Below are 14,500 nucleotides of genomic sequence, written 5' to 3'. Positions count from 1 at the left end.
TCCAGCCAGCGCGCGGACCGGTGACCGACGGCCCTCAGTCCTCGGCGGTGGCCGCGGCGTCCACGGCCTCGCCGAAGTCCGGGATGCCGGTTACGGGCAGCGGGCCGAGGTCCGAGGAGACGAGGTCCAGGGCCGGGCGCATCCCCAGCCACCACTGGTGGCGGGGACGGCGGTTGGCCATGTCCAGGTCATCCTCCATGCGCTCCAGGCGGTGATGGGTGATGCGCCCACCGGTCAGGCCCACGTAGCTGGAGTGGTCCGTGCCCTTCTCGAGCTGGTCGGCGAGCAGGCCCAGGGCGTGCGCGACGAGCTTGGTGGCCATGAGGCGGTCGAAGGCCGTCGGGTCCCCGCCCTGCTGGAGGTGGCCGATGACGGCCTTGCGCACGTCGTACAGGCCCACGCCCTCGGCGGTGAAGATCTTGGCCAGCACATCCGTGGTGTAGCACTCGCTGGCCCGCTCATTGCGGATGAGCAGGTGGAGCTTCCGGCCGTTCTTGAAGGCCTCCACCATCCGCCTGGAGTCCTCCGCCAGGCGCGCCAGCCCGATGCCGACCTCGTGGAGGTAGACGCCCTCGGCGCCCGTGGCCAGGCCGCTCATGAAGGACAGGTACCCGCACTTGCGGCCCATCACCTCCGCCACGAAGCAGCGGTGCGAGGCCGCCGCCGATTGCTTGATCGAGTCCAGGGCGCTGATCGTCGCGTTGAGCGCCGTGTCCGTGCCGATCGACAGCTCGGAGCCTGGCAGGTTGTTGTCGATCGACGCCGGGACGCACAGGATGGGGATCTGGAACGCGGGGTAGCGGCCCTTCTCCGTGACCAGGCGGTGCGCGGCCAGGTAGGCGTTGTAGCCGCCGATGACGAGCAGGGCGTCGATCTCATGCCTCTCGATGGCCCGGCCCAGGGCGTAGAGCTGCTCGACCTCGGGGACCTCCCGGCGCGTGCCGAGCTCGGCCCCGCCGTCGCCGACCCAGCCCTCGACGTCGTCCCAGCTGAGCTCGCGCACCTCGCCGTCCAGCAGGCCCGGGAAACCGCCCGCCACGCCCAGCATGGTGAAGCCGTGGTCCAGGCCGAGGCGGACCGCGGCGCGGGCCGCCGTGTTCATCCCCGGAGCGAGCCCGCCAGCATGGATGATGGCCACCCTCCTGCTGGGGGCGGCCCCGGCGGCGGTGGGCTCGGGGGGAGTGGACATCGTCTCGAAGATCCGCAGCATCTCGCCGAAGCTGCGCCCCCGGGCGGCCACGGCGCCCTCCCAGTCCCCGGCCGCCACCAGGTCCTTGACCGCGCGCGTCGCCTCGACCTGCTCCATCATCGGGACCGAGCGGATGCGGTTATGCCGCTCGACGACGATCACCGGCACCGTCTCCGGGGAGGCCTGAAGGACCTCGCGCGCCGCCTGGCATCCCAGCAGGGTGGACATCCAGCGGTCGTAGGCGCTGGGCTTGCCGCCTCGCTGGACGTGCCCGAGGATCGTCACCCGGGTGTCCTCGCCGAGGCGCTCAGACAGGACCCGCTTGACGTCGTCGGCCGTGATCCGATTGCCGGAGCGGTCAGTGGCCCCCTCCGCGACGACGACCATGGACTCGCGCCGCCCGGCCCGCCGGCCCTTGGCGAGCTTGGCGCACATGTCCTCCTCCCAGCCCTCGGCCGGCGGGATCTCGGGGACGAGCACGTAGTCGCAGCCGCCGGCCACCGCCGCCATGAGCGCCAGGTAGCCGCAGTGGCGGCCCATGACCTCCACCACGAAGGTGCGCTGGTGGGAGGCGGCGGTGGAGGAGATGTCGTCGATGGCCTCCAGGATGCGGTGCAGGGCCGAGTCGGTGCCGATCGTCATGTCCGCGCCGACGAGGTCGTTGTCGATCGAGCCGACGATCCCCGCCACCATGAGCGCCGGGTGCGCCTGGGCGGTCTGGGCGGTGATGCGCCCGGTCTTGGCGAGCTCGGCCACCAGTCCCGGCCAGTTCTCCCGGAACTCGTTGGTGCCGGTGAGAGAGCCGTCCCCACCGATGACGATGAGCCGGTCGATGCCGTGCTCCAGGAGGTTGGCGGCGGCGTCGAGCTGCCCGGAGCGCTCGCGGAACTCCGCGGAGCGGGCAGTGCCGATGATCGTCCCGCCCCGGTGGAGGATCGCGCCCACGGAGTCCCACTCCAAGGGGCGGATGCCCTCGCCGCCGGCGACGGCCCCGGCCCATCCCTCCATGACGGCGTAGGGCTGGGCACCCAGGCGCAGCAGCGCGCGCACTGCGGCCCGCACCGCGGCGTTCATGCCCTGGGCGTCGCCCCCCGAGGTGAGCACCCCGACCCTGATCGGCTCCCCAGTGGGGCCGCTGGGCGCCGCGCCATCGGTCGTATCGCAGGCCTGGGAGGCGGCGGCGTCGATCACCGGCTCCTGGGAGGCTGTGGACGGCGGGTGCGGAGCGGTGTTGCCTGCGGCGGTCATGGGACTCCCTCTCATGCGGTACGGCTGCGACCCGGTCGTGTCCGGTCCAGTCCGGTCGGCCCCTATTGTGTCCCGCACGAGGGGCCTGCGTCACACCGATGACGCGGCGTCCCCGTCATCGGGGCGGGTGCCCGCGGGCCCTCCAAGACTCGCGCGCGATTCTCCACCGCGGCGCCCCACTCCGCGATACCCTCGGACCAGAGCCAACGTGGGCCCGGGGCCGGCCGGTGCCTGACGAGAGCCGACACCCGCGCGAAAGGACACCGCCTCATGGACCTCTATGAGTACCAGGCCCGGGACCTCTTCCGCCGCCATGGCGTCCCCGTCCTGCCCGGCATCATCGCCACCACCCCCGAGGAGGCGCGCGCGGCCGCCCAGGACCTCCTCGACGGCGGGGCCGGGCTGCTCGTCGTCAAGGCCCAGGTCAAGACCGGCGGACGCGGCAAGGCCGGTGGTGTCAAGCTCGCCCGCAGCGCCGAGGAGGCCGCTGAGCGCGCCGCCGGCACCCTCGGCATGGACATCAAGGGCCACGCCGTGCGCTCCGTGCTCATCTCCGAGGGGACCGACATCGCCGAGGAGTACTACTTCGCGATCCTCCTGGACCGCGCCGAGCGCGGTTACCTGGCGATGTGCTCGCGCGAGGGCGGCATGGACATCGAGGCTCTCGCCGCCGAGCGCCCCGAGGCCCTGGCCCGCGTCCCCATCGACCCCCTGACCGGCCTGACCGCCGAGGCCGCGCGACGGATCGTGTCTGCCGCGGGCTTCGAGCCCGGGCGGAGAGCCGACGGCGTCGCCGAGGTCATCGAGCGCCTCTGGGAGGCGCTGGTGGCCGAGGACGCCACCCTCGTGGAGGTCAACCCCCTCGTCCTGGCCGACGACGGGCGGATCATCGCCCTGGACGGCAAAGTCACCCTCGACGACAACGCCCGCTTCCGCCACCCCGATCATGAGGGCCTCATCGACGCCTCCTCCATGGACCCCCTTGAGGCGCGCGCGAAGGAGGCCGGCCTGAACTACGTGCGCCTGAGCGGCGAGGTCGGGGTCCTCGGCAACGGCGCGGGCCTGGTCATGTCCACGCTCGACGTCGTCGCCGGGGCGGGGGAGAGGCACGGGGGCATGCGCCCCGCCAATTTCCTCGACCTGGGTGGCGGCTCCTCCGCCAAGGCCATGGCCGACGCGTTGAGCATCGTGGCCTCTGACGCCCAGGTGCGGGCCATTCTCGTCAACGTCTTCGGGGGCATCACGTCCTGCGACACCGTCGCCGAGGGCATCGTGGCCGCCCACGGGGCGCTCACCGGCCCCGCCAAGCCCATCGTGGTGCGCCTGGACGGCAACAGCGCCGAGCTCGGCCGCCGCATCCTCCGGCAGGCGGGGCTGCCCGGCGTCACCATCGTGGAGACCATGGACGGCGCCGCCGACGCTGTCACCGCCATTGCCGAGCAGGCCGCGCACGGCGAGCTGGAGGGGCGGCAGGCCCCTCCCCCCGCCTCCCCTCCCGCCGCCTCGACCCCCCAGGAGGCCTGAGCCATGAGCGTCTTCCTCACCGAGTCCGACCGCGTCATCGTCCAGGGGATGACCGGATCGGAGGGCCGCAAGCACACCCGCCGCATGCTCTGCGCCGGCACGCGGGTCGTCGCCGGGGTCAACCCCCGCAAAGCGGGCACCGCGGTCGCCTTCGACGTCGAGCCCATCGGGCCGGGCGCCGGGGCCGTGCCCACCGGCGCCGTGGAGGTCCCCGTCCACGGCAGCGTCGCCGAGGCCAGGGCCGCCACAGGCGCCGAGGTCTCCGTGGTCTTCGTGCCCCCCGCCTTCGCCAAGGGTGCCGTCATCGAGGCGGTCGACGCCGGGATCCGCCTCATCGTCGTCATTACCGAGGGCATCCCCGTGGCCGACGCGATCGCCTTCCGCGCCCACGCCGCGGCCCACGGGGCGCGCGTCATCGGCCCCAACTGCCCCGGCATCATCTCGCCCGGCCGCTCCAACGCGGGCATCACCCCGCCGGACATCACCGGCCCGGGCCCCATCGGACTGGTCTCCAAGTCCGGGACCCTCACCTACCAGCTCATGCACGAGCTGCGCGACCTCGGCTTCACCACCTGCATCGGCATCGGGGGCGACCCTGTCATCGGCACCACCCACATCGATGCCCTCGCCGCCTTCGAGGCTGACCCCGACACCGAGCTCATCGTCATGATCGGCGAGATCGGGGGCGACGCCGAGGAGCGCGCCGCCGCCTACATCGCCGAGCGCGTCACCAAGCCGGTGGTCGCCTACGTCGCCGGCTTCACCGCCCCCGAGGGCAGGACCATGGGCCACGCGGGCGCCATCGTCTCCGGCTCCGCGGGCACAGCCGCCGCCAAGAAGGAGGCCCTCGAAGCTGTGGGGGTCACCGTGGGCCGCACCCCGAGCCAGACCGCGGAGCTCGCGCGCCGCATCCACCGCGATCTCGCGGGCGCGCGCGCGTGAGCGCGCCCGCCCGCCGCCGGCCGACGCCGCGCCGACGCCCCGCCCCGCCCGACGACTGGCCCTTCGCGCTGCGCGCGGGGATCGAGGCCGTCCTCCTGGCCTGGTTCCTCGTTGTCGGCGCGACCACCGCCGTCATGATGGCATCGGCCCCGATGAGCGCCGCCACCGCTCTCACCCTGGGCTCCACGATCCGCACGGGCACGGGCCTGTGGGCCCTGGGCCTGGGCGGGCGCCTCGGTGACGCCGGAGGCCCCAGCGGCGCCCTCGGCCTGCCGCTCCTGGGGGTCACCATCCTCCAGGCGCTGCTCCTGCGCTCCTCCGCCCGGCGGGCCCGCCTCTCCGGCCCTGCGGCCGGGGGCGTGGCCGCCGCCTCCGCGGCCCTGACCGGGGCTGTCCTGCTGCTGCTGTCCGCCCCCGGCGGCGGGGCCTGGCCGGCCCTGCCGGGCATCATGGTCCTGGCGACGGCCGTCATCGGCGCCCGCCTCCACTCCCAGGGGCGGGGCATCCCGGCCCTGGAGCGCTGGTGGCGAGGGCGCCCCGACTGGGTGGGCCCCGCGCTGGGCCTGGCCCGCGACTGCTCGATCGGACTGCTCGGCCTGTCCCTCGTCGCCCTCCTGGCGGCCGTCGTCGCCGGGGCGGGGAGGATCTCGCTCCTCCACGACTCCATCGCCGGGGGCGGCCTCATCTCCTCGGCCGGACTCGTCCTCTTCCAGGCCGCCTGGGTCCCCACGGGGCTCATCTGGGCGATGTCCTGGGTGCTCGGCCCCGGCTTCAGCGTGGGGAGCGGCACTCTCTTCGCCCCCAGCGCGATCATCGCCGACACGGTGCCGTCCCTGCCGATCCTCGGCGCCCTCCCCGTCGGCACCTGGGGGCCCGCGCGCCTCCTGCCCTTCCTCATCGTCCTGGGGGCGATCGCCATCGGCTGGCGCCACCGGGGCGAGCTGGCCTCCCTGAGCCTCGGGCCGGCCCTCGCCGCCGCCGCCGGTGGGGCTCTCCTCCTCACCGCCGGGGTGGCCGTCCTGTGCCTGGGCGCCACCGGTCCCATCGGGCCCGCGCGCTTGGCGCACGCCGGCCCGACGACATCCTCCATCATCATCCTGTGCCTGATCGAGGTCGGCCTCGGGCTGCTCGCCGCCACCGTCATGCTCCACCCCTGGACCCACCGGATGACGCGGCGCGGCGTGAGCGCGGCCAGTCAGGCGGCCGGGAGCACGGCCCAGGCCCTGCGTGAGCGGCGCGCCGCTCACGGCGCCCTTGGAGCCCGCAGCCCCCAGGAGGCCGACGGCGCTGCCCCGGGAGATCTGCTGGACGATGAGCCGGAGGGCGCTTCGGATGACCGGTTCCAGGCCGACCCGGCCCTCAGTCCCGAGGGCGTCGGGGGCCCGGGGGAGGAGGGCGCTGGGCCCGCCGCCCTCGTCGTGCTCGTCTCGGGGACGGGCTCGAACCTCGCCGCCCTCATCGAGGCCTGTGAGGACCCCGCCTACGGCGCCGAGGTCGTCGGCGTCGTCGCGGACAAGGAGTGCGCGGGGCTGGAGCGCGCTCGCGCGGCGGGCATCCCCGCCGAGGTCGTGGCCCTGACCGATCACCCGGACCGCGCCGCCTGGGACGAGGCCCTGGCCCGTTCGGTGGGCGGCTACGCCCCGGACCTCGTGGTCTGCGCCGGGTTCATGCGCCTGCTGGGGGAGGCCTTCCTCACCCGCTTCGGCGGGCGCGTCCTCAACACCCACCCCTCGCTTCTGCCCGACTTCCCGGGCGCCCACGCCGTGCGCGACGCCCTGGCAGCCGGGGCCACGCGGGCCGGCGCCACCCTGTTCTGGGTCGACGCCGGCGTGGACACCGGGGAGATCATCGCCCAGGTGGAGGTCCCGGTCCTGGCCGATGACGACGAGGCCGCGCTCACCGAGCGCATCAAGGCCGCTGAGACCCCTCAGCTCGTCGAGCAGATCCACCTGCTCGTCGGCCCCGGGCGCTGAGGAGCCCGGCCCCGCCGGGCCCGTGGGGGCTCCGCGTGCGCGGGCTCATGCGCCGCGTCGTCGCCGATGGGCGGCGACTGCTCTAGGCTGGGCCGCGGCGCGCGTCGTCGGCCCCGGAGGACCACCGGCGGGCCCGTCCCGAGCGCGAGCCCACCAGACCTCCCCGTATTCGACGAAAGGCGCACCGCACAGTGGCTGAGTACATCTATCAGATGATCAAGGCGCGCAAGGCCCATGGAGACAAGGTCATCCTCGACGACGTCACCATGGCCTTCCTCCCCGGCGCCAAGATCGGCATGGTCGGCCCCAACGGCGCCGGCAAGTCCTCGATCCTCAAGATCATGGCGGGCATCGACCAGCCCTCCAACGGAGAGGCGCGGCTCAGCCCCGGCTACAGCGTCGGCATCCTCATGCAGGAGCCGCCCCTCAATGAGGACAAGACCGTCCTGGGCAACGTCGAGGAGGGTGTGGCCGAGATCAAGGGCAAGCTCGACCGCTTCAACGAGATCTCTGCGGCGATGGCGGACCCGGACGCCGACTTCGACGCCCTCATGGAGGAGATGGGCAAGCTCCAGACGGAGATCGACGCCGCGAACGCCTGGGACCTCGACTCCCAGCTCGAGCAGGCCATGGACGCCCTGCGCTGCCCGCCGCCGGACGCCGAGGTCAAGCACCTCTCCGGTGGCGAGCGCCGCCGCGTCGCCCTGTGCAAGCTCCTCCTGGAGGCGCCCGACCTGCTCCTCCTCGACGAGCCCACCAACCACCTCGACGCCGAGTCCGTCCTGTGGCTGGAGCAGCACCTGAGCACCTACAAGGGTGCCGTCATCGCGGTCACCCACGACCGCTACTTCCTCGACCACGTCGCCCAGTGGATCGCGGAGGTCGACCGCGGGCACCTCTACCCCTACGAGGGCAACTACTCCACCTACCTGGAGACCAAGGAGAAGCGCCTGGAGGTCCAGGGCAAGAAGGACGCCAAGCTCGCCAAGCGCCTCAAGGAGGAGCTGGAGTGGGTGCGCTCCTCCGCCAAGGGCCGCCAGGCCAAGTCCAAGGCCCGCCTGGCCCGCTACGAGGAGATGGCCGCCGAGGCCGAGCGCACCCGCAAGCTCGACTTCGAGGAGATCCAGATCCCGCCGGGCCCGCGCCTGGGCAACCAGGTCCTCGAGGCCAGCCACCTGAGCAAGGGCTTCGACGGCCGCACCCTCATCGACGACCTGTCCTTCACCCTGCCGCGCAACGGCATCGTGGGCATCGTGGGTCCTAACGGCGTCGGCAAGACCACGCTGTTCAAGACCATCGTGGGGCTGGAGGAGCTCGACGGCGGCAGCCTCAAGATCGGTCAGACCGTCAAGCTGTCCTACGTGGACCAGTCCCGTGCCGGCATCGACCCGTCCAAGACCCTCTGGGAGGTCGTCTCCGACGGACTGGACTACATCCAGGTCGGGGGCGTGGAGATGCCGTCCCGCGCGTACGTCGCCTCCTTCGGCTTCAAGGGCGCGGACCAGCAGAAGCCCGCGGGCGTGCTCTCCGGTGGCGAGCGCAACCGCCTCAATCTGGCGCTGACCCTCAAGCAGGGCGGCAACCTCATCCTCCTGGACGAGCCCACGAACGACCTCGACGTCGAGACCCTGGGCTCGCTGGAGAACGCGCTGCTGGAGTTCCCCGGCTGCGCCGTCGTCATCACCCACGACCGCTGGTTCCTCGACCGCGTCGCCACCCACATCCTCGCCTGGGAGGGTGACGCGGAGAACCCGGCCAAGTGGTACTGGTTCGAGGGGAACTTCGCCTCCTACGAGGAGAACAAGGTCGCGCGCCTGGGCGCCGAGGCCGCCCGCCCCCACCGAGTCACCTACCGCAAGCTCACACGCGATTGAGCCGAGCGACGCCGAGCTTGCTCGAGTGTCCGAGGCGATTGAGCGTGTTGGAGGCCGTAGGCCGAATACGGGTGATTGAGCCGAGCGATGCCGAGCTTGCTCGGGTGTCCGAGGCTCAGGCGTCGAAGCGGACGGCCCAGTCGCCGCTGCCGCGCGAGGTAGCCGTGGGCATGCGGATCATGCCCTCCTGGGCGATCGTGGAGACCAGGCGGCCGGCGGAGTCGAAGACCTCGGCCCGCGCCGCCGCGCGCCCGCCCTGCGAGGTGGGGGAGTCCTGGACGAACAGCAGCCAGTCCGAGGCATCGACATCCCGGTGGAACCACTGGGCGTGGTCGAGCGTGGCCAGGCTCATCCCCTCGCTGCGCCAGCTCAGCCCCTGGCTGCGCAGCGCCGGCTCCAGCATCACCTGGTCGCACACGTAGGTCAGCAGCGCCCGGTGCACCGTCTGCGAGGCCTCGGCAGGGATGCGTCCGCGCGAGCGCAGCCAGAGGCGCTGCCGGTTGGTGACCTCGGCGCCCGGGCCGAGGTAGATGTTCCCCTCCACATGGCGGATGTCGAAGGAAGCGGTGCGCCCGAGGAACTTGGCCGCCGGGTCGTCGAGCGTCCGGAAGATCTCCAGGGCGCTCACCAGCTCCTCGGGACCGGGGACCGACGGCGCGGCGACCTGGGCCTGCGAGCCCTCCTGATCGATCTGGAAGGAGGCGACCATGGCCAGGATCGCCCGGCCTGCCTGAAAGGCGGTGGTGCGGCGCTGGGAGAAGGAGCGCCCGTCGTGGAGCCGCTCCACCCGGTAGACCACGGGCCGCTTGGGGTCTCCGCCCCGCATGAAGTACGCGTGGAGCGAGTGCGGAAGGCGCGGTTCCAGGGCCTCATCGGCCGCCTCCGGAAGGGTGGCGGCGGCCGATGAGGCCCTGGGCGATGACCTGCCCGCCGTAGATGCGCCCGGAGAGGTGGGGGAGGGAGTCGCCGAGGAACGAGTCGGTCCCGTCGCCCTCCGCCAGTGCCAGGATGCGGGTGAGGGAGCCGAGTGGCTCCTCGCTGGCGGAGGGGACGGGATACGGCGTCGTCACAGGCCGAGCTCCTCCAGGACCGGCAGCTTGGCGCGCACGGCCGCGCGCGCGTCCTCGGCGGTGGCCGAGTCGATGGCGAGGCGCGCCAGCTCCTGGCACTCCTCGAAGGTCACCGACTTCATGACGGCGTCCACGTCCGCCAGGGCGCGTGCGGTCATCGACAGGCTCGCCACGCCGAGGCCCACGAGGACGGTGGCCAGGGCCGGGTCCGCCGCGGCCTCGCCGCACACGCCCACCGGGCGCCCGTGCGGGGCCGCGCCGTCGCAGGCCTGCTTGATGAGCCTCAGCACGGCCGGCTGCCAGGCGGTGGACAGATCCGCCAGGGAGGACAGGAGGCGGTCCGCCGCCATGACGTACTGGGTGAGGTCATTGGTGCCCACCGAGGCGAAGTCGGCGTGCTCGAAGAGCTTGTCCGCCATGAGGGCGGCCGAGGGGACCTCGATCATCATGCCGGCCGTCTTGAGGCCGTAGGAGCGCGCCTTGTCCGTGAAGGCCTTGGCCTCCTCGGCGGTGGAGATCATGGGGGCCATGACCCACACCTTGGCGTCCGTGGCGGCCTCGGCCTTGGCCAGCGCCTCGAGCTGGTGCTCCAGCACGTCGGGGTCGCGGCGGGTGGTCCGGTAGGCGCGCACGCCGAGGGCGGGGTTGGCCTCCGTCGCGTCGGTGAGGAAGGGCAGGGGCTTGTCGGCGCCCGCGTCCAGGGTCCGCACGACGACCTTCTTGCCGGGGAAGGCGGCCAGGACGCCGGTGTAGGCCTCCACCTGCGCCTCGATGGTGGGCTCCTCGGGCTGGTCGAGGAAGCAGAACTCCGTGCGGAACAGGCCCACGCCCATGGCACCGGCCTCGGCGGCGCTGCGGGCGCCGGCGGCGTCGCCCACGTTGGCGAGCAGCTGGACCTCCCGGCCGTCCTTCGTGGCGCCGTCGCCGTTGAAGACGCGCACCCGGCTGGCGAGCTCCTTGGCCCGGCGCAGCGCGGCCTCGTCGGGGTTGAGCGTGATGACGCCCTTCGTGCCGTCCACCAGGACGATGTCCCCATCGTGGAGCTGGTCGACGACCTCGGCTCCGGTGCCCACGATGGCGGGCATGCCCAGGGCTCGGGCGAGGATCGCCGTGTGCGAGGTGGGGCCGCCCTCGGAGGTGACGAAGGCGACGACCTTCTCCGGGTCCAGCAGGGCGGTGTCCGCCGGCGCCAGGTCCTCGGCCACGAGGATGAAGGGCTCGGGCAGCACCGGGATGCCGGGCATGGGGGAGTCGGTCAGGACGGCGACGATGCGGTCGCGCACGTCGGCGACATCGCGCGTGCGCTCGGCCATGTAGCCGCCGAGCGACTCGAGCATCGAGGCGAGGGTGCCGGCGGCCTCCCAGACCGCCCGCTCGGGCACGAGCCTGCGCTCGCGGACCATGGCCTGCGCGGAGGAGGTGAGGGTGGGGTCGGCGGCCATCTGCGCCGTCGTCTCCAGGAGGGTGCGCCCCTCGCCCTTGGCCTGGGCGGCGGAGAAGCTCCAGGCCCTTCTTGACGGTCTGAGCCGCAGCCTCGATCCGCTCGCACTCCTTGTCGAGGTCGCGGGAGGCGTCGACCAGGGCGAGCTCGGGCTTGGGGATGCCCGGCGCCATGCGGGCGACAGGCCCGGCGACGAGGCCGGGGCTCACGCCGATACCGGACAGGGAAGTGGGAGATGCGTCGGACAGCGCCATGAGTTCTCCTCGTCAGTGATGGAGGCGGTCGTAGGGCCCATTGTGCACGCCCGGGGGCGTTTTCGGGAGGGGAACCGGAGTGTGGATCACGATTGGCACACGACTCCGCCCATGAGGGGGGCGGCGCTCCCATGGTGGTGATGGCAGACACATGATGGCGAGCCGTGCGCGGCGGCGCCGGATGAGCCTGAATAATAGATGTCGGATCACTCTCGCTCAGGGAGTGCGGGCCGCGCATGAAGGCGAGTGAAGGAGTAGCGATGAGCACGACAGCGGAGCGGATTGTCGCGGGCCTCGGGGGCAGCGACAACATCATGGTCCTCGAGCCCTGCATCACCCGGCTCAGGGTCGAGGTCGTCGACCAGGGGAAGGTCGATGAGGAGGCCCTGAGGGCCACGGGCGCCTTCGGCGTGGTCCGCTCCGGCTCCGTCGTGCAGGTCGTCGTCGGTCCGACGGCGGACGCCCTCGCCGACGAGATCGCGTCGCTCTGAGGCCCCTCCCGTTCGGCGCCCCTCGTCCCGCCCTGCGGGCGCGACTCGCCGACGGGCGGCTTTGGCGCTCCGGCCCAGACTGTGCAAGGCTTGCAGCAACACGCGGACCCCATCCTGTTCCTACGACCGCGGCTGACTATGACGTCACCTCGGCGGGAGGGCCCGTACCCGATCCATCCCGAGCGCGACGGCATCGCACGAGCGCTCCCGGCGTGAGAGCGCTCACGAGAACAGGCGGCACTGCCCATGACTGAGTCGACCCCCGTTGGAATCGCCTCCGACGAGCCCGCGGGCGAGGACCTCAAGCGCCTCGCGGAGATGCACGGCGTCTCCACCGAGTACTGGGACTACCACGGCAATCGCGCCGCCCCCGGCCGCGCCACCCTCGTGGCGGTCCTCGCCGCCCTCGGTGTCGCGGCCGCGACCGACGCCCAGATCGAGGCGTCCCTGGCCGACGCCGAGCTCGCCCCCTGGAGGCGCATCCTCCCCCCGACCGTCGTGCGCCGCCAGGGATGGGAGGCCCCCGTGGCCCTCCACGTCCCCGACGGCGCCGCGGTCACCGTGCGCGTCGAGCTTGAGTCCGGGGGCTCCGTCGAGTTGGAGCAGGCCGAGGACTGGGAGCGCCCCCGGGAGGTCGACGGCCTCCTCACAGGCCGCGCCTCCTTCCGCATCCCCGGGGACCTGCCGCTGGGCTGGCACACCCTCGTGGCTGAGATCGAGGCCGTCGAGGACCGCCCCGCCACCACCGCCACAGCGGCGCTGGCCATGACCCCGGACCATCTCGAACTCCCCGCGAGCCTGGGCGAGCGCGGCTGGGGCGTCATGGCGCAGCTCTACTCGGCGCGCTCGGCCGACTCCTGGGGCATCGGGGACGCGGACGACCTGACCGAGCTCGCCTCCTTCTTCGGCGACGAGGGCGCGGACTTCCTGCTCATCAACCCCCTGCACGCGGCCGAGCCCTCAGGGGAGATGACGCCGTCGCCCTACCTCCCGGTCACCCGGCGCTTCGTCAACCCGATCTACATCCGTCCCGAGGCCATCCCGGAGATGACCCGGCTTTCCGGGCCGCGCCGCTCGCTCATCCAGTGGTCTCTGGAGGAGCTCGCCGCGACCAACCGCACCGTCGACCCGATCAACCGGGACTCGATCTGGCAGCTCAAGCGTGACGCCCTCGAGGTCGTCTTCTCCGCCGGGCGCTCGCGCTCCCGGCGCCGGGACTTCGAGCGCTTCCGCGCCGAGGCCGGCGAGGGCCTGGAGCGCTTCGCCCTGTGGTGCGCGCTCACTGAGAAGCACGGTGAGATGGCTGGCTGGCCCGAGAGCCTCAAGGACCCCTCCTCGGCCATCGTGGCCGAGGAGGCCCGCGCCCTGACCGACCGCATCGACTTCTACGCCTGGCTCCAGTGGATCGTCGACGAGCAGCTCGCGCGGGCCCAGGAGCAGGCCAAGGCCTCCGGCATGGCGCTGGGGATCATGGACGACCTGGCCGTGGGCGTCCACGCCCGGGGGGCGGACGTCTGGTCCGAGCCCGAGGCCTTCGCCCCCGGCATCGAGGTGGGCGCCCCGCCGGACATGTACAACCAGCTGGGGCAGAACTGGTCCCAGCCGCCGTGGAGCCCCGTCTACCTGGCCGAGACCGCCTTCCAGCCACTGCGGGACATGGTGCGCACCGTCCTGCGCCATGCCGGCGCGCTGCGCGTCGACCACATCATCGGCCTGTTCCGCCTGTGGTGGATCCCCAAGGGCATGGGCGCCGCCTCGGGCGCCTACGTGCGCTACGACCACGAGGCGATGGTCGGCGTGGTCCTCCTGGAGGCCTACCGCGCCGGCGCCGTCATCATCGGCGAGGACCTGGGCACAGTGGAGCCCTGGGCCCGCGACTACCTCGCCGGCCGGGGAGTGCTGGGTACCTCCGTGCTCTGGTTCGAGAAGCAGGGCGATGGCTGGCCGCTCCAGCCGCAGGACTACCGGCGCCTGGCGCTGTCCACCGTCAACACTCACGACCTGCCGCCCACCGCGGGCTACCTCGCCGATGAGCACGTCGCCCTGCGCGAGCGCCTCGGCCTGCTGGCGGACCCGGTCGAGCAGGTGCGCGCCGAGGCGGCCATGGAGCGCGACCGGATGATCGAGCGCCTGCGCGAGCACCGCCTGCTGGGCGCCAACCCCTCCGAGCGTGAGATCGTCGAGGCCCTCCACCGGTACATCGCGCGCACTCCCTCGGCTCTCATCGGCGTCGCCCTCGTGGACTGCGTCGGCGAGCGCAGGACGCAGAACCAGCCGGGCACGGACCAGGAGTACCCGAATTGGAGGATCCCCCTGGCGGACAGCTCGGGCGAGCCGGTCCTCATCGAGGACCTACCGGGCAACGCGCGGTTGGCGAGCCTCTTCCAGTCGATCCGCCAGGAGATGGGCCAGCGCCGCACGCCCCGGGACTGATCGCCGTGAGCGCGGGGCGGGGCCCCGGCCGCACGCCCCGGGACCCCGCCCCGCTGGTTCC

The 14,500-nt window shown here is 72.8% G+C and carries 7 protein-coding genes and 2 pseudogenes; 6 read left to right on the top strand and 3 right to left on the bottom strand.

What is annotated here, in order from left to right; translation table 11 throughout:
* Window positions 1–34: 34 nt before the first annotated feature.
* Window positions 35–2,437, bottom strand: a complete 2,403-nt coding sequence (locus tag ABXS69_RS08680; protein ID WP_366180280.1) for a 6-phosphofructokinase — start codon at window positions 2,435–2,437, stop codon at window positions 35–37.
* Between the two features lie 270 nt (window positions 2,438–2,707).
* Here ABXS69_RS08680 and sucC point away from each other — a divergent pair, with 270 nt between their 5' ends.
* From sucC to ettA, 4 genes are all read left to right on the top strand, one after another.
* Entirely contained in the window at window positions 2,708–3,961 is a 1,254-nt protein-coding gene (gene sucC / locus ABXS69_RS08675; RefSeq protein WP_366180279.1) for an ADP-forming succinate--CoA ligase subunit beta, read from the top strand.
* Between the two features lie 3 nt (window positions 3,962–3,964).
* Window positions 3,965–4,903 carry a succinate--CoA ligase subunit alpha gene (sucD, locus tag ABXS69_RS08670; protein ID WP_366180278.1) on the top strand — a complete coding sequence of 313 codons (939 nt, stop codon included), beginning with the start codon at window positions 3,965–3,967 and terminating at the stop codon, window positions 4,901–4,903.
* Window positions 4,900–6,876 carry a phosphoribosylglycinamide formyltransferase gene (purN, locus tag ABXS69_RS08665; protein ID WP_366180277.1) on the top strand — a complete coding sequence of 659 codons (1,977 nt, stop codon included), beginning with the start codon at window positions 4,900–4,902 and terminating at the stop codon, window positions 6,874–6,876. The genes sucD and purN overlap by 4 nt, the downstream gene beginning before the upstream one ends.
* Before the next feature lie 191 nt (window positions 6,877–7,067).
* Window positions 7,068–8,750 (top strand): energy-dependent translational throttle protein EttA, encoded by a 1,683-nt coding sequence (gene ettA / locus ABXS69_RS08660; protein ID WP_366180276.1) that lies wholly within the window; start codon window positions 7,068–7,070, stop codon window positions 8,748–8,750.
* Between the two features lie 115 nt (window positions 8,751–8,865).
* Here the strand turns inward: ettA and ABXS69_RS08655 are convergent.
* Window positions 8,866–9,820, bottom strand: a pseudogene (locus ABXS69_RS08655) (acyl-CoA thioesterase domain-containing protein).
* Window positions 9,817–11,515, bottom strand: a pseudogene (ptsP, locus tag ABXS69_RS08650) (phosphoenolpyruvate--protein phosphotransferase). Before ptsP ends, ABXS69_RS08655 begins: the two co-directional pseudogenes overlap by 4 nt.
* A 236-nt stretch (window positions 11,516–11,751) precedes the next feature.
* On the opposite strand from ptsP, the gene ABXS69_RS08645 reads away from it, so the two are divergent.
* Window positions 11,752–12,006 carry a glucose PTS transporter subunit EIIB gene (locus ABXS69_RS08645; protein ID WP_159524166.1) on the top strand — a complete coding sequence of 85 codons (255 nt, stop codon included), beginning with the start codon at window positions 11,752–11,754 and terminating at the stop codon, window positions 12,004–12,006.
* A 246-nt stretch (window positions 12,007–12,252) separates the two neighbouring features.
* Window positions 12,253–14,439: a 4-alpha-glucanotransferase gene (gene malQ, locus ABXS69_RS08640; protein WP_366180275.1), complete on the top strand. Its 2,187-nt coding sequence runs from the start codon at window positions 12,253–12,255 to the stop codon at window positions 14,437–14,439.
* The last annotated feature ends 61 nt before the right edge of the window (window positions 14,440–14,500 follow it).

This window comes from Actinomyces timonensis (assembly GCF_040702965.1).
GTDB lineage: Bacteria > Actinomycetota > Actinomycetes > Actinomycetales > Actinomycetaceae > Actinomyces > Actinomyces timonensis_A.
This window is presented reverse-complemented; position numbering and strand designations above follow the sequence as displayed.

Bases quoted from the DNA above. Each gene is read 5' to 3' on its own strand.
- ABXS69_RS08680 (WP_366180280.1), bottom strand. From the start codon at position 2,437: ATGACCGCCGCAGGCAACACCGCTCCGCACCCGCCGTCCACAGCCTCC.
- sucC (WP_366180279.1), top strand. From the start codon at position 2,708: ATGGACCTCTATGAGTACCAGGCCCGGGACCTCTTCCGCCGCCATGGC.
- sucD (WP_366180278.1), top strand. From the start codon at position 3,965: ATGAGCGTCTTCCTCACCGAGTCCGACCGCGTCATCGTCCAGGGGATG.
- ABXS69_RS08645 (WP_159524166.1), top strand. From the start codon at position 11,752: ATGAAGGCGAGTGAAGGAGTAGCGATGAGCACGACAGCGGAGCGGATT.
- malQ (WP_366180275.1), top strand. From the start codon at position 12,253: ATGACTGAGTCGACCCCCGTTGGAATCGCCTCCGACGAGCCCGCGGGC.